18 protein-coding genes are annotated in these 20,975 nt (G+C 42.3%); 15 read left to right on the forward strand and 3 right to left on the reverse strand.

The window, feature by feature from the left end; all coding sequences use genetic code 11:
• Positions 1-27: 27 nt before the first annotated feature.
• The 4 genes from glpK (at position 28) to IGJ26_RS03475 (ending at position 5,236) form a co-directional block, all read left to right on the forward strand.
• The gene (gene glpK / locus IGJ26_RS03460; RefSeq protein WP_008377082.1) at positions 28-1,548 is read left to right on the forward strand and encodes a glycerol kinase GlpK; all 1,521 of its coding nucleotides are present in this window, start codon (positions 28-30) and stop codon (positions 1,546-1,548) included.
• 3 nt (positions 1,549-1,551) lie between these two features.
• Positions 1,552-3,381, forward strand: coding sequence for a type 1 glycerol-3-phosphate oxidase (glpO, locus tag IGJ26_RS03465; protein ID WP_016620570.1), 1,830 nt, complete (start codon positions 1,552-1,554; stop codon positions 3,379-3,381).
• Positions 3,374-4,090, forward strand: a complete 717-nt coding sequence (locus tag IGJ26_RS03470) for an MIP/aquaporin family protein (protein WP_005237471.1) — start codon at positions 3,374-3,376, stop codon at positions 4,088-4,090. The genes glpO and IGJ26_RS03470 overlap by 8 nt, the downstream gene beginning before the upstream one ends.
• A gap of 90 nt (positions 4,091-4,180) precedes the next feature.
• Positions 4,181-5,236 (forward strand): alpha/beta hydrolase, encoded by a 1,056-nt coding sequence (locus tag IGJ26_RS03475; protein ID WP_016611960.1) that lies wholly within the window; start codon positions 4,181-4,183, stop codon positions 5,234-5,236.
• Positions 5,237-5,294: 58 nt separating this feature from the next.
• Here the strand turns inward: IGJ26_RS03475 and nrdF are convergent, their stop codons facing one another.
• The 3 genes from nrdF to nrdH all read right to left on the reverse strand — a co-directional run bounded on the left by nrdF (position 5,295) and on the right by nrdH (position 8,839).
• On the reverse strand, positions 5,295-6,260 hold the full coding sequence (nrdF, locus tag IGJ26_RS03480; RefSeq protein WP_005225180.1) for a class 1b ribonucleoside-diphosphate reductase subunit beta: 966 nt from the start codon (positions 6,258-6,260) through the stop codon (positions 5,295-5,297).
• A 97-nt stretch (positions 6,261-6,357) separates the two neighbouring features.
• Entirely contained in the window at positions 6,358-8,517 is a 2,160-nt protein-coding gene (gene nrdE, locus IGJ26_RS03485; protein WP_008377092.1) for a class 1b ribonucleoside-diphosphate reductase subunit alpha, read from the reverse strand.
• Between the two features lie 97 nt (positions 8,518-8,614).
• A complete protein-coding gene (nrdH, locus tag IGJ26_RS03490; protein WP_005225182.1) occupies positions 8,615-8,839 on the reverse strand; it encodes a glutaredoxin-like protein NrdH in 225 nt (74 codons plus the stop codon).
• A 356-nt stretch (positions 8,840-9,195) separates the two neighbouring features.
• Here nrdH and IGJ26_RS03495 point away from each other — a divergent pair, with 356 nt between their 5' ends.
• The 11 genes from IGJ26_RS03495 (at position 9,196) to IGJ26_RS03545 (ending at position 20,773) form a co-directional block, all read left to right on the forward strand.
• A complete protein-coding gene (locus tag IGJ26_RS03495; RefSeq protein ID WP_005237467.1) occupies positions 9,196-9,663 on the forward strand; it encodes a FeoA family protein in 468 nt (155 codons plus the stop codon).
• On the forward strand, positions 9,663-11,801 hold the full coding sequence (gene feoB, locus IGJ26_RS03500; RefSeq protein ID WP_016611961.1) for a ferrous iron transport protein B: 2,139 nt from the start codon (positions 9,663-9,665) through the stop codon (positions 11,799-11,801). The genes IGJ26_RS03495 and feoB overlap by 1 nt, the downstream gene beginning before the upstream one ends.
• The gene (locus IGJ26_RS03505) at positions 11,798-11,929 is read left to right on the forward strand and encodes a hypothetical protein (RefSeq protein WP_005237465.1); all 132 of its coding nucleotides are present in this window, start codon (positions 11,798-11,800) and stop codon (positions 11,927-11,929) included. The genes feoB and IGJ26_RS03505 overlap by 4 nt, the downstream gene beginning before the upstream one ends.
• A gap of 434 nt (positions 11,930-12,363) precedes the next feature.
• Positions 12,364-12,810 carry a PTS sugar transporter subunit IIA gene (locus IGJ26_RS03510; RefSeq protein WP_016611962.1) on the forward strand — a complete coding sequence of 149 codons (447 nt, stop codon included), beginning with the start codon at positions 12,364-12,366 and terminating at the stop codon, positions 12,808-12,810.
• A 1-nt stretch (position 12,811) separates the two neighbouring features.
• A complete protein-coding gene (locus IGJ26_RS03515) occupies positions 12,812-13,177 on the forward strand; it encodes a PTS sugar transporter subunit IIB (protein WP_005237463.1) in 366 nt (121 codons plus the stop codon).
• A 25-nt stretch (positions 13,178-13,202) separates the two neighbouring features.
• Positions 13,203-14,489 carry a PTS ascorbate transporter subunit IIC gene (locus IGJ26_RS03520; protein WP_016610457.1) on the forward strand — a complete coding sequence of 429 codons (1,287 nt, stop codon included), beginning with the start codon at positions 13,203-13,205 and terminating at the stop codon, positions 14,487-14,489.
• Positions 14,490-14,513: 24 nt separating this feature from the next.
• Complete coding sequence (locus IGJ26_RS03525) at positions 14,514-15,179, forward strand: SIS domain-containing protein (RefSeq protein WP_016611963.1); 666 nt, start codon at positions 14,514-14,516, stop codon at positions 15,177-15,179.
• The gene (dapA, locus tag IGJ26_RS03530; RefSeq protein WP_016611964.1) at positions 15,176-16,081 is read left to right on the forward strand and encodes a 4-hydroxy-tetrahydrodipicolinate synthase; all 906 of its coding nucleotides are present in this window, start codon (positions 15,176-15,178) and stop codon (positions 16,079-16,081) included. The genes IGJ26_RS03525 and dapA overlap by 4 nt, the downstream gene beginning before the upstream one ends.
• Before the next feature lie 23 nt (positions 16,082-16,104).
• On the forward strand, positions 16,105-18,207 hold the full coding sequence (locus tag IGJ26_RS03535; RefSeq protein WP_016611965.1) for a BglG family transcription antiterminator: 2,103 nt from the start codon (positions 16,105-16,107) through the stop codon (positions 18,205-18,207).
• Between the two features lie 437 nt (positions 18,208-18,644).
• Positions 18,645-19,925, forward strand: a complete 1,281-nt coding sequence (locus IGJ26_RS03540) for a CapA family protein (RefSeq protein ID WP_005237457.1) — start codon at positions 18,645-18,647, stop codon at positions 19,923-19,925.
• A 233-nt stretch (positions 19,926-20,158) separates the two neighbouring features.
• Positions 20,159-20,773, forward strand: coding sequence for a hypothetical protein (locus IGJ26_RS03545; protein WP_005237455.1), 615 nt, complete (start codon positions 20,159-20,161; stop codon positions 20,771-20,773).
• Positions 20,774-20,975: the final 202 nt, after the last annotated feature.

Raw genomic sequence — 20,975 nt, forward strand, 5'->3', positions numbered from 1 at the left:
CGTATAAAACCAAAGGGAGCGAATCAAATGGCAGAAAAAAATTATGTAATGGCGATCGACCAAGGAACCACTAGTTCAAGAGCAATTATTTTTGATCGTAACGGGAAAAAAATCGGCAGTTCACAAAAAGAGTTTCCGCAATACTTTCCAAAATCAGGTTGGGTAGAACACAACGCCAACGAAATTTGGAACTCTGTCCAATCAGTCATCGCAGGGGCATTTATTGAATCAGGTATCCGACCAGAAGCAATCGCCGGCATCGGGATCACCAACCAGCGTGAAACGACAGTGGTTTGGGATAAAACGACAGGGCAGCCAATCGCGAATGCGATTGTTTGGCAATCCCGTCAATCTTCACCGATCGCTGACCAATTAAAAGCAGATGGCCATACAGAGATGATCCATGAAAAAACTGGTTTAGTCATTGATGCGTATTTCTCAGCGACCAAGGTGCGTTGGCTTTTAGACAATATCGAAGGGGCACAAGAAAAGGCGGATAATGGTGAGTTACTCTTCGGAACGATCGATTCATGGCTTGTGTGGAAACTGACAGATGGACAAGTCCATGTCACCGACTACTCCAATGCTAGTCGGACGATGCTTTACAACATTCATAAATTAGAGTGGGATCAAGAAATTTTGGATCTTTTGAACATTCCAAGCTCGATGCTACCAGAAGTCAAAAGCAACTCAGAAGTCTATGGTCACACCCGCAGCTACCATTTTTACGGCAGTGAAGTACCAATCGCTGGAATGGCTGGAGACCAACAAGCCGCCCTCTTTGGACAAATGGCCTTTGAAAAAGGTATGATCAAAAATACTTACGGCACTGGGGCATTTATTGTCATGAATACGGGTGAAGAACCACAATTGTCTGACAATGACCTACTGACGACTATCGGGTATGGCATCAACGGCAAAGTCTATTATGCCTTAGAAGGAAGTATCTTCGTTGCTGGATCAGCGATCCAATGGCTGCGGGATGGTCTACGCATGATCGAGACTTCGCCACAATCAGAAGAACTAGCTGCCAAAGCAAAAGGAGATAATGAAGTCTATGTGGTACCTGCCTTTACTGGATTAGGTGCGCCTTACTGGGATTCAGATGCAAGAGGAGCAGTCTTCGGCTTGACTCGTGGGACGACGAAGGAAGATTTTGTTCGGGCAACACTGCAAGCTGTTGCGTACCAATCAAAAGACGTCATCGATACGATGAAAAAAGATTCCGGTATCGATATCCCATTGTTGAAAGTCGATGGAGGGGCAGCCAAAAACGATTTATTGATGCAGTTCCAAGCGGACATTTTAGACATTGACGTACAACGAGCAGCGAATCTGGAAACAACCGCATTAGGTGCAGCCTATTTAGCAGGGCTAGCGGTTGGCTTCTGGAAAGACTTAGATGAATTGAAATCAATGGCAGAAGAAGGGCAAATGTTTACGCCAGAAATGCCAGCAGAAGAAAGAGACAATTTGTACGAAGGTTGGAAACAAGCGGTGGCGGCTACTCAGACCTTCAAATTCAAAGCGAAGAAAGAAGGCGAGTAAGCCATGACCTTTTCTCAGAAAGATCGGAAGGAAACCATTCAAGAAACGGCAAAGACCACCTATGATGTGTTGATCATTGGTGGTGGGATTACCGGCGCAGGGGTTGCCGTTCAAACAGCAGCGGCTGGGATGAAGACGGTTCTTTTGGAAATGCAAGACTTTGCCGAAGGGACGTCTTCGCGGTCCACGAAACTCGTTCATGGCGGTATTCGCTATTTGAAAACCTTTGACGTGGAAGTGGTCGCTGACACCGTGCGGGAACGGGCGATCGTCCAACAAATTGCTCCGCATATCCCGAAACCAGATCCGATGCTTTTACCGATTTACGATGAACCGGGGGCAACCTTCTCCTTGTTTTCTGTCAAAGTGGCGATGGATCTTTATGATCGCTTAGCAAATGTGACAGGCAGTAAATACGAAAATTATCTGCTGACGAAAGAAGAGGTCTTAGCACGCGAACCACAGCTGCAGGCGGAAAACTTAGTTGGTGGCGGAGTCTATCTTGATTTTCGCAACAACGATGCCCGCTTGGTGATCGAAAACATTAAACGAGCACAAGCCGATGGGGCAGCAATGATCAGTAAAGCCAAAGTCGTCGGCATCTTACATGATGAGCAAGGCATCATCAATGGGGTAGAAGTGGAGGATCAACTGACAAACGAGCGCTTTGAGGTTCACGCCAAAGTCGTGATCAACACGACCGGCCCTTGGTCAGATATCGTTCGTCAATTAGACAAGAATGATGAGCTGCCACCACAAATGCGTCCGACAAAAGGCGTCCATTTAGTGGTCGATCGGGAAAAACTAAAAGTACCGCAACCAACCTATTTTGATACTGGGAAAAATGATGGTCGGATGGTTTTCGTGGTACCAAGAGAAAACAAGACCTATTTTGGCACAACCGATACGGACTATACAGGCGATTTTGCCCATCCGACGGTCACACAAGAAGATGTCGATTATCTACTGACCATCGTGAATGAACGCTTTCCACATGCACAGATCACCCTTGATGATATCGAAGCGAGCTGGGCTGGTCTACGTCCATTGATTACGAATAATGGTGGTTCGGATTACAATGGTGGTGGTAAAGGCAAATTATCTGATGAAAGCTTTGAGCAGATCGTTGAAAGCGTCAAAGAATATCTTGCAGATGAGCGGCAGCGACCAGTTGTAGAAAAAGCTGTAAAACAAGCGCAAGAACGAGTAGAAGCCAGCAAAGTGGATCCATCGCAAGTTTCTCGCGGCAGCAGTTTGGAACGCTCAAAAGACGGACTATTGACGTTGGCAGGCGGAAAAATCACCGACTATCGTTTGATGGCGGAAGGAGCAGTCAAACGGATCAATGAATTGCTCCAAGAAAGCGGTGCTTCCTTCGAGTTGGTGGATTCAACCACGTACCCAGTTTCTGGTGGTGAGCTTGATGCAGCCAATGTAGAGGAAGAATTAGCGAAGCTGGCTGACCAAGCACAAACCGCTGGGTTCAATGAAGCAGCTGCGACGTATTTGGCTCATCTTTATGGGTCGAATCTTCCCCAAGTGTTGAACTACAAGACGAAGTTTGAGGGCTTAGATGAAAAAGAAAGCACTGCCTTGAACTATTCCTTACATGAAGAAATGGTTCTGACGCCTGTCGATTATCTATTGCGTCGGACCAACCATATCCTATTTATGCGAGATACCTTAGATGAAGTCAAAGCCGGTGTCGTCGCAGCTATGACCGACTTCTTTGGCTGGAGCGAAGAAGAAAAAGCAGCCTATGTAGCAGAAATGAACCAAGTGATCGCAGAATCAGATTTAACAGCCTTAAAAGGAGGAAAAAAAGATGAATGAAACAACACAGATCTTTAGTGAATTTCTAGGAACGGCTATTTTGGTTTTGTTAGGGGATGGCGTGTGTGCGGCTGTCAATCTGAAAAAGAGTAAAGCAGAAGCCTCTGGCTGGATCGTGATCGCGATGGGCTGGGCAACGGCGGTGACCATAGCCGTATACGTTTCAGGGTACATGGGACCTGCTCACTTGAATCCAGCCGTTACATTAGGCATGGCGATGACAGGGAATTTTTCTTGGAGTTTGGCTATACCGTTTATGCTGGCGCAGATTGCTGGTGCGATCGTAGGAGCAATCCTCGTTTGGCTCAACTACTTGCCATTATGGGATGAAACAAAAGACCAAGGCGCGATTTTAGGTACCTTTGCAACAGGGCCTGCAGTTCGTAATTTAGTATCGAATACGATCACTGAAGTCATTGGTACCTTTGTCTTAGTCTTTGGCTTATTGGCTTTTGGTGCCAATACCTTTACGGATGGATTAAATCCCATCGTTGTTGGGATCTTGATCTTAGCGATCGGACTGTCTCTTGGTGGACCAACAGGCTATGCCATCAACCCGGCACGGGACTTAGGACCACGGATCGCTCACCAAATCTTACCAATCAAAAACAAAGGGACTTCCGATTGGGGCTATGCGTTAGTACCAATCATCGGTCCAATGATCGGTGCAGCGATCGCAGCTGGATTGTTTATGATGTTGCCATTATAAACGATGTTATTTTAAGGATGGTGCCTATTGGTATCATCCTTTTTTAATCTTTAGCGATTGTCATTGAATTTGCTAAAAAAACATGGTTAAATGAAAAAGCTGAAACAGAACGAAGGAAGGAGCTTTTGCGTGAAAAAAATTCTGCGCTTTTTCATGTGGGTGGCGATTGTCCTGATCGGACTCTTAGCTGCCGTTTTTCTGGCTTTTCAACTCTCCCCACGACCGGGGGCTTTTTTGATCGGTCATCTGTTTAACCAAGAAGTGACCATCAAGGATGAGGCGGCTTATCAAAAAAGTTTGCCGAATGTGACGGTTAAACAGGACTTGGCTTATCAATCGGATTATCAACGCAGTACCTTTGATCTTTATTATCCCAAAGATGCACAAGGCCCTGTTCCAGTCATTTTTTGGGTCCATGGGGGCGGCTATGTCGGGGGAGACAAAGAAGGCGTCAAAGAATTTGCGACCTATGTCGTCGATGAAACCAAAGCCGCTGTGATTTCGATTAATTATGAATGGGCGCCAAGTTTGCATTATCCGGGACAGGTCAAACAATTAGCCCAAGCGGTAGACTCGATCAAAGCAGATGCCCAAGCATACCCCATGCTTGATTTCGATCAACTCTTCTTCGGTGGAGATTCTGCAGGTGCCCAAATTGCCGGGCAATATGTGGCGCTGCAAACCAATCCAGCGTATGCGAAGGAAATGTCCTTTGATCAAGACATTCCTGCATCGGCCCTGAAAGGGTTTATTTCCTATTGCGGCCCCCTTGATTTGAAGCAGATCGTTGGAACTTCTTCGGATGATCGTTTTATGAAATTCTTTGTTAAAACGGTGGCTTGGTCGTTATTAGGCAAAAAAGAATGGCAAGATAGTCCCCAACTGCAGGAGATCTCACTGGTGGATAAATTGACGGCTGATTTTCCACCAACGTATATCACTGATGGCAACGCCTATTCCTTTGAAGACCAAGGCATTGCCTTTGCCAACCAGCTGCAAGCTCTTGATATTCCCGTGACAAGTCGTTTTTACAAAGGGGATTCGGAAACAGTGACCCACGAATACCAATTTGATTATAGCTTGCCGCAAGCACAGGAATGTTTGACAGAAACGTTGACCTTTATCAAAGACCAGCTGGCTAACTAAAAACACCTTGTTTCTCACCCTCTATTGGCGAGAAACAAGGTGTTTATTTGTAAGCAAATCAATCAAGTCCGATGAAGTAGTCATCGTCTTTCATCGCTTCAACGGAACCAAGCAGATACCCGTTCCCAACTTGTGAGAAGAAGTCGTGATTGCTGGTACCAGTTGAAATACCGTTCATGACGATTGGATTGACATCGTTGGCGGTGTCTGGGAAAAGCGGGTCTTGTCCTAGATTCATCAAAGCCTTATTGGCATTGTAACGCAAGAAGGTTTTGACTTCCTCGGTCCAGCCAATCTCATCGTATAATTCTTCGGTATAACGTTCTTCGTTTTCATACAACTCATACAACAAGTCGTACATCCAGTCTTTCAGCTTTTGCTGTTCGTCTTCTGGTAATTCGTTGAAACCTAATTGGAATTTGTAGCCGATATACGTGCCATGAACGGATTCGTCACGAATGATCAATTTGATGATCTCCGCTACGTTCGCTAGTTTGTTATTACCTAAGTAGTAAAGGGGTGTATAGAAACCTGAATAGAATAAGAAGGTCTCTAGAAACACACTGGCGATTTTTTTCTCTAGCGGTGTCCCATTTTTGTAAATCTCATTGATTCGTTCGGCTTTCTTTTGTAAGTAAGGATTGGTATTGGTCCATTCAAAAATATCGGCGATCTCCGCTTTTGTATTCAAGGTGCTGAAAATCGATGAATAGCTTTTTGCATGGACAGATTCCATAAATTGGATGTTGTTCAAGACCGCTTCTTCATGTGGGGTGCGGACATCTTTACGCAGTTGATCCATACCGCTTTCTGATTGAACGGTATCTAATAAGGTCAAGCCGCCAAAGACGTAGCCCACCGTCGTTTTTTCTAATGGTGATAGCGTCCGCCAATCATCAAGGTCATTTGATAAAGGGATCCGCGTATCTAACCAGAATTGCTCTGTTAATTTTTCCCAAGTGGATTTATCGATGATATCTTCGATCTCATTCCAGTTGATTGCTTCATAGTAAGTCTTACCCATAGTCGGTTCCTCCAATAATCGTATCAAGACAACAGCCGACCCGCTCTCAAGAAAGAGCAGGGGCAGGCTATTGGTTCGTTTTCAGGCAAAAGTTGGATTAGATGACACAGCTTTCACATTGGTTGCTGCCGATCTCTTCTGCATCATCTGTAAAGGTCCGTACATAGTAGATCGATTTGATCCCTTTGTGGAAAGCATAGTGACGCAAGATGTTCAAATCACGGGTGGTTTGTTTTGTCGTTTCTTTCCATTCGTAAAGACCTTCTGGAATATCTGAACGCATAAACAAGGTCATACTCATCCCTTGATCGACGTGTTTTTGAGCAGTTGCGTAAACATCGATCACTTTGCGCATATCCATATCGTAGGCTGATTTGTAGTAGCCGATCGTCTCATTGCTCAAGTAAGGTGCTGGATAATAGATCTTGCCGATTTTCTTTTCTTGGCGTTCTTCGATCATCCGAGTGATCGGGTGGATGCTGGCACTCGTATCATTGATATAAGAGATCGAACCATTTGGTGCAACGGCTAAGCGGTTTTGGTGATACAAGCCGGTTTCTTTGACGGTTTGTGCCAAGGCTGCCCAATCTTCACCAGTTGGTAAAAAGACGCCTTCAAACAATGCTTTGACTTTTTCCGATTTTGGTTGGTAGTCACCTTGGATATAATCAGTGAAGTAGCTGCCATCTGCATAAGCTGATTTTTCAAAGTTATGGAAAACTTCGCCTTTTTCTTTGGCGATGGCATTGCTTTCAACCAATGTCCAATAGTTCAACAACATGAAATAAAGATCAGTAAATTCAAGGGATTCTGGTGAACCGTATTCCATTTGATTTTTTGCAAAATAGGTATGCAAGCCCATTGCGCCTAACCCGATCGTGTGGTTCAAGGCATTCCCATTTTGGATCGATGGTACCACGTCAATGTCAGACGCATCAGTAACGAAGGTCAAGGCACGAGTCATTGCTCGAACAGATTTCCCAAAGTCAGGGCTGTCCATCAAGTTCACGATATTGGTGGAACCTAAGTTACAGCTGATATCTGTTCCTAAAACCTCGTATTCTTGCTTGCCGTTGATCTCAGATGGTGCTTGAACTTGAAGGATCTCGGAACAAAGATTACTCATGATGATCTTGCCATCGATCGGGTTGCTGCGGTTTGCTGTATCGATATTAATGATATAAGGATAACCAGATTCTTGTTGCAATTTAGAAATTTCATTTTCTAAATCGCGAGCTCTGATTTTAGTCTTGCGAATCCGTGGATTCATGACTAAGTTGTCGTATTCCTTGGTGATATCGACATAAGAAAATGGTACGCCATATTCTTTTTCGACACTGTACGGACTAAAGAGATACATCTCTTCATTTTTACGCGTCAATTCGTAAAATTTGTCAGGTACGATCACACCTAATGATAAGGTTTTGACACGGATTTTTTCATCTGCATTTTCTTTTTTCGCTGATAAAAAGCTGATGATGTCTGGGTGGAAGACGTTCAAGTAGACCACGCCAGCCCCTTGCCGTTGACCCAATTGGTTTGAGTAGCTGAAGCTATCTTCAAACAATTTCATTACAGGCATCACACCACTTGCTGCACCTTCGTAGCCTTTGATAGGCGCGCCAGCTTCCCGCAAGTTTGATAATGTGATCCCGACACCGCCGCCGATCCGTGAAAGTTGCAGCGCGGAGTTGATCCCACGACCGATCGCGTTCATGTCATCAGTGATTTGGATCAAGAAACAAGAAACTAATTCACCGCGACGTTTGCGTCCTGCGTTCAAGAAAGAAGGGGTTGCTGGTTGGTAACGTTGGTAGATCATTTCATCTGCCAAGCTCATGGCTAACTCTTCATTCCCATCCGCAAAGTAAAGGGCGTTGAACGCCACCCGATCTTCGTAACGCTCAAGATACGCGGTACCATCATTCGTTTTTAATGCATATTGTGAATAAAACTTGTAAGCAGCCATAAATGATTTGAAAGTAAAGTGTTGCTCATCTAAGAATTGATACAAGTCCTCAATAAAAGCAGGACGGTACTTTTTGATAAATTCTTCTTCTAAATAATCATTTTCAATCAAATAATTGATTTTGTCCATTGCAGTCGCAAAGGTTAAGGTATTTGGTTCAACGTTTTCTTTAAAGAATGCCGCTAGGGCTTCTTTGTCTTTATTTAATGGAATTTGACCATCTACTGGACGGTTGATCTCATTATTCAATTTGAAATAACTGACATCTTTGATTTCTTTCAAGCTCATAAATGGCTAACCTCTTTTCTTGTTTTGTTCGTATAAAAAAGGACTTGCGGTCTGGACGACTGACAAATCCCTCAAAAGCATCACATTGAGAAAAATCTTAGCTCGCTAATTGACGTAGTTGATCTGGACGGAAACCGATGATCGTTTGCGCATCAGAGGTAATGACTGGCACACTTTGAAATCCTTGTTCTTTCAAAAATTCTAATGCTTCAGGCTCATTATCGATATTGATTTCTTCAAAGGCAATCTGATTTTCACTTAAAAAGCGTTTCGCCATTTTACATTGCATGCAGTTGTTTTTAGAAAATAGTTTGATATTCATAATTGTTTCCTCCGAGTTGTAATAGTTATAAACCTAGTATAAATAAGTCACGGAGAAAGTCAACGAAAAAACACTATATCTTGTGCTTGTGAATTCGGCATACACAATTTATAGTGTTTCTGTGTTTTTTATGCAAATGAAAAAAGCGGAAAATACTTAGAATTACAAGGTTTTTGCGTAATTATTAGAGGGGATATGCAATCAAAATGAGTAAAAAAAATCTCTATTGTGAAGGAAGATTCAAAGTTAAGTCGAAAACAGATTGACTTCCTATGAAAATGGCTCTATTATAATGATAATCATTCTCAATTAAAGTAGGTTAATTAAAAAACACTTCACAAAAGGAGTAAGAACCAATGAAAATGGCGCAAACTTGGGCTTCTGGGACATACAAAATCGACTCGTTGGCAACAACCAAAGAAATCACGGTTCATTTAAACGATCTTGGCATTCGCACGGGGGTTGAAATCGTTGTGGTGCAAAAAGATCGCAAAGGCGGCATCATTTTGCACCAAGGGACGCGGATTGCTTTAGATGCACGGGTCATGGAACAAATCGATGTCACAGAAATCCAGCAGCAAACGGTCATTACCTCTTTGGATCAGCTGCAAGTTGGTGAAAGCGGGAAGGTCAATCAGATTGGTGCAAAAGGTGCTTTGCGCCGTCGTTTGATGGATATGGGGCTTACGAAAAACGTTCATTTGGAAGTAGTGAAACTGGCTCCATTGGGTGATCCAATGGAGATTCGGCTCCGCGGCTATGAATTGTCTTTGAGAAAGCAAGAAGCAGCGTTGGTTTTTATCGAAAAAGGAGTCGAAGCTTGATGACCTATCAATTTGCATTAGCAGGAAATCCCAATAGCGGGAAAACAAGTACTTTCAATCAATTGACTGGTGCCAAACAAACAGTGGGCAATTGGCCGGGTGTCACCGTAGAACGTAAAGCGGGGCGACTGCGAAAAGACCGGCACGTGCTGATCCAAGATCTGCCCGGGATCTATTCCTTGTCGCCTTATACGCCGGAAGAACTGATTTCCCGCAATTATTTGATGGAAGCATCGCTGGATGCGGTGATCAATATTATTGACGGAACTAATCTTGAGCGAAATCTGTATTTAACATTGCAATTATTAGAAATGAATGTTCCGACTGTGGCAGCCATCAACATGATCGATCTATTAAAGAAAAAAGGCTTGCAGATCAACTTCGAAAAATTGGCTTACGGATTAGGGATTCCTGTAGTGGGGATCAGTGCTTTGAAACAACGTGGTTTAGCCAAAATGATCGAGGCAGCGAAGCACGCAGTCAACACACAACAGTTCCCTCCCCGCTACGATGATCGTTTAGAAGCTGGCTTGACCGAGATCATGGCGATTTTGCCAGAGACGATCCCTCAGCAGCAAAAACGCTGGTTTGCCATAAAACTCTTTGAAAAAGATGAAGCGATTCAAGCAATGTGTAAACTGACTGATTCCCAGCAAGCAGTCCTTCAGGAGACGATTTCGATTTTAGAGATGATCTTTAAAGACAGCAGTGACGCCATTCTCGTTAATGAGCGCTATGGCTTCATTGAAGAATTGTTGGCGCTGGCAGTCATCAAGGAAACAGATCAGCACTTAGCCCTCAGCGACAAAATCGACCGCGTGTTGACTCATCGCGTATTGGCACTACCGATTTTTGCCTTCATTATGTGGGGAATCTACTATTTATCGATTCAGACGATTGGCACGATCGGCACTGATTGGGTCAATGATGTATTATTTGGCAGCTGGATTCCCGAAACAGCAGCGCATTGGCTAGAACAGCTGCAGGTCGCCCAGTGGCTACAAGAACTGATTTTGGATGGCATTGTGGCTGGGGTCGGTGCGGTTTTAGGCTTTTTGCCGCAGATTTTCGTGTTGTTTTTTTGCTTGGCTATCTTGGAGGACTGTGGATACATGGCACGGGTGGCATTTGTCATGGACAGACTGTTTCGCAAGTTTGGTCTATCTGGCAAGTCGTTTATCCCCATGTTGATTGCTACAGGTTGCGGCGTGCCGGGGGTGATGGCAAGCCGAACGATTGAAAACGAAAAGGATCGTCGGTTGACGGTGATGGTCACGACCTTTATGCCTTGTTCTGCCAAATTGCCGATCATTGCATTGATTTCGGGTGCCTTTTTCCCTCATTATAGTTGGGTCGCACCATCGGCCTATTTTGTCGGCATGGGCGCTGTGATTTTTTCAGGGATCGTCTTGAAAAAAACGCCGCTTTTTGCAGGTGATCTGGCACCATTCATTATGGAACTGCCAGCGTATCACTTGCCGCAGCTCACAACGATTTTGAAAAGTGCCTGTGATCGAGCCGTTGCTTTTGTAAAAAAAGCCGGTACGATAATTTTTGTAGCTTGTATCTTTGTCTGGTTTACCTCCAGCTACAGCTTTACCTTGCAGCGGGTCAGTGAAGACCAAAGCATTTTGGCCTTTTTCGGTCGACTTTTGGCGCCCCTCTTCGCTCCCCTAGGCTGGGGAACTTGGCGAGGCGCCGTGGCGACGATCACTGGCTTGGTGGCCAAAGAAAATGTGATCGGCACATACGGGATTCTCTACGGACAAACCGGTGAGTTGTCAGAAAGTGGGACGGAGATTTGGCAAGTGTTGCGCGGCGATTACACTGCTGTGGCGGCATACTCTTTCCTCGTCTTTAATTTACTATGTGCCCCCTGTTTTGCTGCCATCGGTGCTATCCACCGTGAAATGGGGGACAGCAAGTGGACGTGGTTAGCCATTGGCTATCAATGCGGCTTGGCGTACTGCGCCAGTTTTCTGGTCTACCAATTCGGACACGTCATCTTTGAAGGCGGACACCTCACGCTAGGTGTTTTTGCGGCAATAGTCATTGCTGGTCTATTAGTATTTGCTCTGGTGAAGAAACCATTCCGAGGGAGTGCGCCCTTGATCCAAGTCGTAGGAGGCGAAAAATGATCGCTACAGTAATTCTAAGCGGACTGATTTTTGGCTATGGCGGTCGTGTGGTGTACCGCATGGTGAAAAAGGATCATTGTTCTGATTGCCACAGCAGTTGTCCCGTGAAGCATGAGGAAGCAAAGTAGAAAATAGCGGTTGTAAGTAAAAATTCGTGTGAAAACACCTACGGGTAGAAATACAATTGAAACGGTAGATCTATAGCCATGAATAGAGTGTTTGCTTTAAGAAGTTCTTAGTTTATTTAAGAGCTTCTTTTTTTTATTGTGGGTGCAAGCAAAGGATCTGTCCATTTTTGGTTCATTTTTTCCTTGATAGAATAAGTTTTGTGAACTGCTCAAGAAGGTTATCGAGAAAAACTGGAGGCTAGCAAAAAAAATAGGCAGTATTCCTGGTCTTTTTGAGAAGAGCAGTTCACTTAATCTGGAAGCGTGTACAAATATGTGGTCGCAAATCGTCTATTCAGGTCAGAACTTTTCAATTATAGTGTGTGTATAGGAATTATCTCGAGAAATTCTTTTACTAAAACCTAAAGAAATTTTTTTAGAAAGGAAATCGTCGTTTGCAAACTACATTATTAACAAAAGAAAACATTTTACTTCAGCAAGACAGTACCAGTTGGCAAGAAGCAATCAAAAAAGCTGCCCAGCCGTTATTGAGGAATGGCAGCGTTTCAAAACAGTATGTCGAAGCGATGATTCAATCCGTCTTAGATGCCGGGCCGTATATCGTGCTTATGCCTGGGTTTGCTTTGGCCCATGCCCGATCAGAAGATGGGGTTTGTCGTTTAGGACTAAGTGCGATGACCTTAAATACCCCCATCTCATTTGGTTCGCCCAATGATCCAGTGAAAGTCATTTTCTGTTTGGCAGCGATAGACCCGACCAGTCATTTGGAACTGATGAGTGAGTTAGCAGAGGTTTTAGCAAGGGACAATATCATTGATCGTTTAGCAAATGTGGAGACACCAGAAGCATTTATACAACTATTAGAAGAAACGAGGAGTTAAGATGGGATTCTTTCAAAAAAAGAAAAATGATGCATCGATCCAATCAGATGCAAAACCTAAGGCGAGTAATGGCAAGAAATTTTTGATAGCGGTTGCATGTCGTGCTGGGATGGGGAGTTCAACGCTGCTTCACATAAAGGTAAAATCAGTGATTGAAGAAAACGGCTATCCCATTGAAACGATTCATGGAAATCTAGACGTTCTCATTGGTTTTACGGGTGATGCCTTTATGAGTATGGCAGATATCGCAGCGGAACCTGATTTTCAAAACAAACCTTATGAAGTCATAGGCATTCAAAATATTATGAGTAAAGAAGAGATCCAAGGAAAACTAGAAACATTTCTTGAAACGATGCAAACAAAATAAATTGATGGAGCGAGGAATAAATTGAATGGCAATTTTAGTAATGAACCAATTCAGAAATACTGCTGTGTTGCTAATGATTTTAGCTTTGATCGGGTTACTTGCACAAAGAAAGCCTGCGAAGGAGACCCTGAGCGGTGTCCTCAAAGTGGGCATTGGGTTTATGATTTTTAATATTGGTGGTGGTCATGTAGGAACGATTGCTGCAAATTTCGCCACGTTGTTTCAGACCGCATTTGGTGTTCAAGGGACGGTTCTGGCAGTAGAGCCTGCTACAGCGTTAGCTATGGATGTATATGGTTTTGAAATATCAATGATTATGGGGCTAGGGTTCATATTCGGATTAGTTATTGCGAAATTGACGCCTTTAAAATCAATTTTTTTAACCGGTCAGCATTATCTTTTCTTTGCTGCTGTCATTGGGTTGATTTTTATTTCGAATGGTATGCCCACTTGGGTAACAGTTATCTTTGGTTCTTTGGTACTAGGTTTTGCAGGAGCAGGGTTGCCCAAATTGGCTCAGAAATATACAGATGAGCTGACAGGTAATGCAGGGGTTGCACTAGGTCACTTTAACTTAATTTTTTACTGGTTCTCAGGTGTCATCGGCAGTGTCATTGGCGGGAAAAATTGGCAAGCAAAGAAAGAGAAAGCAGCCAATCGCGAGCTTCCTGATTTCTTCTCCGTATTCCGAGATTTTGTCTTCTCTGTTGCATTTTTCATGATTATTCTTTTCTACATTGCAACGATCGCAGCAGTTTTAAGTGGTCATATGGATGTCGTTCAAGAAATGGCTGGCAACGACTTATGGTTCTTGTATCCGTTGATTCAAGGGTTGCAATTTGCGGCGGGTATGTCTGTACTGATTTATGGTGTGCGTCAATTTATTGCTGAATTAACGGCTGCCTTCGTGGCGATCTCTGAAAAATATATCCCGGGATCAATGCCGGCAGTAGATGTTCCTGTGTTTTTCCAATATGCGCCAACCATGGTTCCTGTCGGTTTTATTACCTCGTTTATAGGTGGCTTAACAGCGACGTTTGCCATGGCTGCTATGGGTTCTCCCGTTGTACTTTTGCCAGCAGCTGGGATTGCTTTTTTCTCGGGTGGAACAATGGGTGTCTTTGGTTCAATAAGAGGCGGGTTGAAAGGGGCGATCATCGCATCCTTCTTAGGCGGTATTTTGCTGACTGCATTGCCTTTGGTGCTTTTCCCAGCTTTTTCTGAATTAGGCATCACAGACGCTGGATTTCCTCAAATCGACTACAATATTATCGGAATTTTACTAGATAAAATCTTAAAACTATTTAGTTAAACAGTATGATTAGCAAGGAGAAAGGTGGATACAATTTCTCCTTGCTATAAGGAAGGAAAATCTGTATTGAATGAAAAAAACGTTTTGTTTGAATATAGTACGAATTTAAAAGCCCAAAGCGATGCTCAATTTTATCGGCTTGAAGAAGAAGAAGTCTATCAACAGATGGTGAAGGCCAAAGAACTTATTCTCCATGCAGAAAAAAATCATAAGCGTGTTCATGTAACAGGCGTGGGAAAATGTTCCTATGTAGCAGGCTATGCAGCTTCACTTTTCTCATCTGTCGGCACGCCAACCTATTTTTTAGACACAACTGAAACTGTGCACGGATCGGCAGGACAAGTCGTGGCTGGCGATGTAGTGATTGCGATAAGTAATAGTGGGAACACCAAAGAATTAGAATATGCACTTGCTGCCTTAAAAGCCAATGGCGCTGTAATTTTAGCGGTAACAGGAAATGAAGATTCTTCCCTAGCTTCCTGTGCTGAAGTCACATTGTCTTCTTATGTTTCCCAAGAAGGGGACTCATTGAATAAACCGCCACGTTCCTCTGTGATCGCCCAAATGATCCAGCTGCAGGTTCTGTCGGTGTTGCTGCAAGAAGCAAAAAAAATCAATTTAGAAGATTACCTTAAATGGCATCCAGGGGGAAGCTTAGGAGCAACGACAAAAAAGGAGCTTACGCAATGAAAATCAGAGGAATTATACCAGCAATGGTCACACCATTAAATGAGAACGGCATCAATGAAGAGGGCACCAGAAAGCTTGTAAGGCATTTGATTGCTGGTGGTGTCCACGGGTTGTTTATTTTAGGAACCAATGGCGAATTTCATACCTTAAGCAAAGAAGAGAAAATCCAGTTTGCAAAAATCGTTGTCGATGAAGTATCGGGCAGAGTACCAGTATTTGCAGGTGCCGGAGATATCGCAACGAATAAAGTGATTGAGTTAGTAAATGAGTTTGCAAAAATCGGCGTTGATGCTGCGTCCATCATTACGCCGTATCTTTTGAAATATACCGATGAGGAGTTGATCCATCACTACCGAATGATTGCTGAGCAAACGACACTACCAATCATTTTGTACAATATTCCGCCAAATACTAGAAATTTCATCAATCGTCATGTTTTCTCGGAATTACTCAAAATTGATTCGATCATTGGGATAAAAGATTCAAGCGGTGATCTAGAAAACTTCAAGGGCTATCTTGAATTAAATCATCGAGAGGATTTCTCTTTGCTGATGGGAAGCGACTCTAAGATTTTAGAAGCATTACAGTTAGGAGCAGATGGCTCTGTGGCTTCAACCGCAAATGTTGTGACGAAAACAGATGTGTCGATCTATGAACAATTTGTAGCTGGAAACATAGAACAAGCGCGGCAAGAACAAGCAAGTATTGATGATTTTAGAGAAGCCTGCAAATGCTCAACGATTCCGTCTGGGCTGAAATACTGTTTGCGGGCAATCGGACAGGATGTTGGGTTACCGAAACTGCCTGTTCTAGATCTTACCAAAGAAGAAAAGCAGCAGGTAGATCAAGTGCTTCAAAAATATGTACAAGCGGAAGGATTTACATTGAAAGTAGAACAGTAGGCTGCAGAAATGGGGGAACATTGATGGTAAAAATTGACTATAGGACGAGAAAGATGATGATGGCTCTGATTGAAAAACCGACCATCAGTTACGATTATCTTCAGCGGAATTATTCTATGAACCGCACTCAAATAGAGTATACCATTGATAAAATCAACCAGTTTCTATCTGCCCAAAAACTACCACTTAGCGTGAATAAGGAAAGTGTGATTCGACTGCCTGAAAAAAGCAAGGAATATTTGTTGGAGTCATTTTTACGTGAGCGTATGTTTAAGTATTATGAGATGAGTTCAAAAGAACGAGGAAAATATATCTTTTTGACGCTCTTTTACTACGAGAAAGACTATCTGTCGGTCAACCATTTTTTAGATGCGTTAAAAATCGGCAAAACAACCTTTATGAGTGATCTGCGCAAATTACAAGCGGAATTACATGGGTACGATATTTCAATCAGTTATTCAAGAAAAGAGGGGTATCACTTAGCAGGTGATGAACTGATGATTCGTTACGCTTTATTTCGAATGATTTTGGAAGATGTGACTAGCAAGGATGATGATTTTATTTACCGTTACTTTATTCATAACGAACGAATACAATTGGCGGATGAGCAGGACACCTATCTTTCTCTTCTTTTAGAAAAACATGCGATAGAGTTAGTTGAAAATAGGTTGATTGAATTGAACTATATCCTTATTTTTTTATACCCAAGAATGGGCTTGAATGAATTTGATCTAAAGCCCTTTTCTAATGATCATGAGTTAGTAAAAATGAAGGAGTACCGCTTTGCTGAAGAAATTTTAGAAAACGCAGGGGTGATGAATAGTATAGAAAAGAACTATCTCTGTGGGTGGGTCCTGGGAATGGCATTAGGGAATGAAAAGGAATGGCTTCAAGGAAATTTGGTCATCATTGACTTGGTAGAAAGAATCGTCGAGCGATTTGAATTGCTTTCAGGTATTCGTTTCAAGGATAAACACTCTGTCATCAAGCAATTATATAGTCATTTTCGACCGACCTATTTCCGAATGCTGTTTCGATTACCGATCATCAATCCTATGCAGGAGAAAATTTTTGAAAAATATAATGACCTTTATCAGATCGTAAAAGAAACCTTGAGACCAATCAGTGATAGCTTTGATTCAAAGCTTCCAGATGAAGAAGTAGCCTTTTTAACAATGCACTTTGCGCTTTTGATCAGGAATTCTGAAGAATATATGGTGCAACAAAAAGTGGGGGTCGTTGTTTGCCCAAATGGTATTGGAAGCTCAGCAATCATTTACAATGAATTAAAGGAAATCTTTCCCTCTTTTATCTTATTGGGACCGATTGAAACAAGCGAACTGCATTCATTTGATCAGTCTTACGATATCATTTTTACGACAAAACCCAACTTTCAACTTTATCCGTTAAAAAAACCGATTTTTGTAGTAAACCCGATCATGTCTTACGAGGAACGAACCCAGTTGTTTTTAGATGTCAAATTCGAAACCAGTACAAGTATAAAGCCCAATACTGTTACGATCGACGGCTTGATGCAAGTTATTCAACAATATTCAACGGTTACCAGCGAGTCAGCTCTGCGGCATCATTTAGAGAAATTTGTACAAGAGACCTGCTCGCCAACGGCATCTATCATGTCTCAAAAAGAAAAAAAGACAAAAGAACCTGCAATGCTGTTGGATATGATGCGTCCAGAATTGATACAATTAAACAAAAAAGCCAGAACGTGGGAAGAGGCCTTTTATCTCGCAGCCAATCCATTGATTGAAAGAAAGATCATCACTAGAAATTACATCGATTCGATCATTCAACAAACCAGATCAGAAGGTGCTTATATGGTGATAGTCGATCAAGTTGCCTTACCGCATACGGTTCCTGAAGCAGGTGCAAAAAAACTTGGCATGGGATTGACAACGTTAGAATCTGAAGTATATGTCTTAGGAACGATTCCTGTAAAGTACATCTTTACTCTTTCTGCGTTAGACAGCAAGCAGCATCTAAATGCGATGACTCAGTTTATTACCCTTATTGAATCCAAAGACTTTTTTCGAGAATTAGAAAAACATGAATGTCCGGAAACAGTTTATCACTGGTTTGCAGAGATTTTACGTACTGCTGTTGTATAAATTTTTTCGAAAAAACTGTAAGTATTATAGAATAAAGCATATACTCTTTGGTCTTTATTGAGAGAAGCGTGCGAAGGGGAGTAATTTGCTTTCATCGTTTGCTGCTGTTCATCCGAAAGCGAGGGATGTCATCCAGAACTGTTAACAGCCGAAGGATTATCTAATGATACTAATTTATGCCGTTTGAGGTTAGTCCAGTTCTACAAGAAAGATTCATTCGGAAATCAGCTACCATAGAAGTGGAGAAACAGTTCGATCACGATCGGGCTGTTTTTTATGCTTTATGAAATGACCTATTAAGGGGCTAAAAAGTATAGTATAATTATTTAATAAAAAGATATTATTTAGTGAATGTTGTGCGAAAGGGAATAGAAGCACTCTCTTTCGATTGTAATAGAATAAAAATTTGGGAAAAAGGACATTGAAAGGGTGGGTTCATGAGACAGCAACGAAGACAGGAACATCAGAAAAGGCAGCGGATCATTGCTGGGTTAAGTGTAGCATTATTGGCAATCACATTCGGAGTGATTTATCTAGTGATTCAAGCGACAAGCATCCCCGAACAGCGTCTTACAGCAGAATCGACAAAGCCAATGCAAGAATCAAGTAGTTCTACCGAAACAAAGCCAAAAGTAAAAACCATCACAGTGACAGCTAGTGGCGATATGCTTTATCATACACCTGTTTATTTAAGCGCTTACGATGGAAAGCGTTATGATTTTGACAATGATTTTGAGCAAGTCAAACCGTTAATTGCATCGGCGGATCTTGCTCTGGGTGATTTTGAAGGAACCATCAATCCTAATAAACCGCTTGGCGGTTTTCCCTTATTCAACGCGCCTATCGATGCCGTTGCCAGCATCAAAGATGCGGGCTTTGATGTGATCGATCTTGCTCATAATCATATCTTAGATACGGGAATCGAAGGAGTCAAAACAACGGCGGCTGCTTTTCACGATCAAGGGTTGGCAACGATTGGTGTCACGGTCGACAATAGTGGAATTTTGGTCAAAGAAGTCAACGGGATCAAAGTTGCTCTCTTGGCCTATGCCTATGGCTTCAATGGACTTGAAGAAAGCTTAACTCAAGCAGAGTATGACACCTTTTTGAAAGACTTGTCCCTCGATAAAGTGGAAGCAGAGATCAAAGAAGCGGAAACCTTGGCGGATATCACCATCGTGATGCCTCAGTCTGGTGTCGAGTATTCTTTAGAACCAACGGAAGAACAACAAACAGTTTATCGGAAGATGATCAATTTTGGTGCTGATATTATCTTCGGCGGCCATCCGCATGTAGCAGAACCAACCGAAATCATCGAAAAGGACGGTGAAAAGAAATTTATCATTTATTCAATGGGGAACTTATTGTCGAATCAACGTTATGAAACCGTCAATAACAACTATTGGACCGAACGCGGCGTCATTCCAGAAGTTGAGATCACCAAACAGGGAGCTCGGACCTATTTAAGTAAGATTGCCTTACATCCAACTTGGGTCTCCAAAGAGCCGATCCCTGATCGTACCTATTATGATCCAGAATACGGCGTCTTACAGGCCTTTGATTTTCAAGTTTACTTGGCCGAAGATTATCTACCGGATGGACAATACGCCAAACGTGTTCCTGAAGAAAAACGACAGCGCATAGAAACCGCCTACCATGAAATGCTGGAGCTGTTAGATTTGAAGTGGGAGCAGCAAAAAGAAAATCAAAATGACTAATAAGGCAACCTGACCAACAGGTTGCTTTTTTATTAGCTCTCGAGAAAACGAATCATGAAACGAATGGTGCTCCTTCCAACAAAACATGACAGTAGACTATCATTTATGAACAAAAAATGACACCTCAAACTGATAAAAATAAGTAATAATGTCAACATAAAGCATTCAGAAATGAGTCGGAAAGGATTCAGTAGATGATTTCTGAATAAAAGGGAAAGAAAGCAGGATGTGTCATGAGAATTATTATACTGACGAAAAATATATCATATGAGATTGATTTGCAGCGGGAGTTACAGATTTTGAGTCATGAAGTGTTCGTAGGGAAAAATACAGAAGAGGCGGAATGGTTGATAGAAAGCGCCAAATTATTTGACTGCTTATTTGTCAGTGAAACGATTGCAGATCCAGAATTTTTATTGATCAATCAGGCGTTGGCTCCTTATTATCAAAAACGAATCGTCCGTATCTTGCCAGGGAATATTGAACAAGAAGGTAGGATGGAAAAAGCTGAAAATGCCACGTACCTGAATCGCTCTTTTGTCGAGCTGAGAGAATTTTTGGCTGCACTACCACCAATTAGTCGTAAGTTAGAAAAAGCATCCGTCACGAAAGAATCCTTTCCTAAATTTCTTAGTCTGCAAGAACAGATCTTTTTTAACAATTTAGGAGAAGAGCAATTTATTAACCGAGAAGACCTGTGTTGGAAAATTTGGGGAAATGGTGGAACAAACTCGAGAAAATCTCAGTTGTCAATATTAGCGAAACGAATCAATGAAAAATTAGATGAATACGACTACACTGAAAAACGGGTTCGTACCGCTTGGGGCAAAGGCTATATCTTACAATAAAAAGAAAATTGTGTGATCAAAAGAGCATCGAAGCCTTATTTCTCACGAATAGACCTCTTTGTAGCTTCGACTGCTTTTCAGGTAGAAACGACTCTGTTTTCAAATTGAGTCGTTTTTTATATAAAAATATTAGTATTAAATAAATGATGGTATCGAAAATTATGATAATGCTTTTTTTTAGTGTTAAAATAGAGATAATCAG

It is taken from the genome of Enterococcus sp. AZ095a (assembly GCF_050546735.1).
In the GTDB taxonomy this organism is placed as follows: Bacteria; Bacillota; Bacilli; order Lactobacillales; family Enterococcaceae; genus Enterococcus_D; species Enterococcus_D entomosocium.

What these genes read in the sequence shown, in the direction of transcription:
- glpK (WP_008377082.1), top strand. Translation starts at nt 28, where the DNA reads ATGGCAGAAAAAAATTATGTAATGGCGATCGACCAAGGAACCACTAGT.
- glpO (WP_016620570.1), top strand. Translation starts at nt 1,552, where the DNA reads ATGACCTTTTCTCAGAAAGATCGGAAGGAAACCATTCAAGAAACGGCA.
- IGJ26_RS03470 (WP_005237471.1), top strand. Translation starts at nt 3,374, where the DNA reads ATGAATGAAACAACACAGATCTTTAGTGAATTTCTAGGAACGGCTATT.
- IGJ26_RS03475 (WP_016611960.1), top strand. Translation starts at nt 4,181, where the DNA reads ATGAAAAAGCTGAAACAGAACGAAGGAAGGAGCTTTTGCGTGAAAAAA.
- nrdF (WP_005225180.1), bottom strand. Translation starts at nt 6,260, where the DNA reads ATGGGTAAGACTTACTATGAAGCAATCAACTGGAATGAGATCGAAGAT.
- nrdE (WP_008377092.1), bottom strand. Translation starts at nt 8,517, where the DNA reads ATGAGCTTGAAAGAAATCAAAGATGTCAGTTATTTCAAATTGAATAAT.
- nrdH (WP_005225182.1), bottom strand. Translation starts at nt 8,839, where the DNA reads ATGAATATCAAACTATTTTCTAAAAACAACTGCATGCAATGTAAAATG.
- IGJ26_RS03495 (WP_005237467.1), top strand. Translation starts at nt 9,196, where the DNA reads ATGAAAATGGCGCAAACTTGGGCTTCTGGGACATACAAAATCGACTCG.
- feoB (WP_016611961.1), top strand. Translation starts at nt 9,663, where the DNA reads ATGACCTATCAATTTGCATTAGCAGGAAATCCCAATAGCGGGAAAACA.
- IGJ26_RS03505 (WP_005237465.1), top strand. Translation starts at nt 11,798, where the DNA reads ATGATCGCTACAGTAATTCTAAGCGGACTGATTTTTGGCTATGGCGGT.
- IGJ26_RS03515 (WP_005237463.1), top strand. Translation starts at nt 12,812, where the DNA reads ATGGGATTCTTTCAAAAAAAGAAAAATGATGCATCGATCCAATCAGAT.
- IGJ26_RS03520 (WP_016610457.1), top strand. Translation starts at nt 13,203, where the DNA reads ATGGCAATTTTAGTAATGAACCAATTCAGAAATACTGCTGTGTTGCTA.
- dapA (WP_016611964.1), top strand. Translation starts at nt 15,176, where the DNA reads ATGAAAATCAGAGGAATTATACCAGCAATGGTCACACCATTAAATGAG.
- IGJ26_RS03535 (WP_016611965.1), top strand. Translation starts at nt 16,105, where the DNA reads ATGGTAAAAATTGACTATAGGACGAGAAAGATGATGATGGCTCTGATT.
- IGJ26_RS03540 (WP_005237457.1), top strand. Translation starts at nt 18,645, where the DNA reads ATGAGACAGCAACGAAGACAGGAACATCAGAAAAGGCAGCGGATCATT.
- IGJ26_RS03545 (WP_005237455.1), top strand. Translation starts at nt 20,159, where the DNA reads ATGAGAATTATTATACTGACGAAAAATATATCATATGAGATTGATTTG.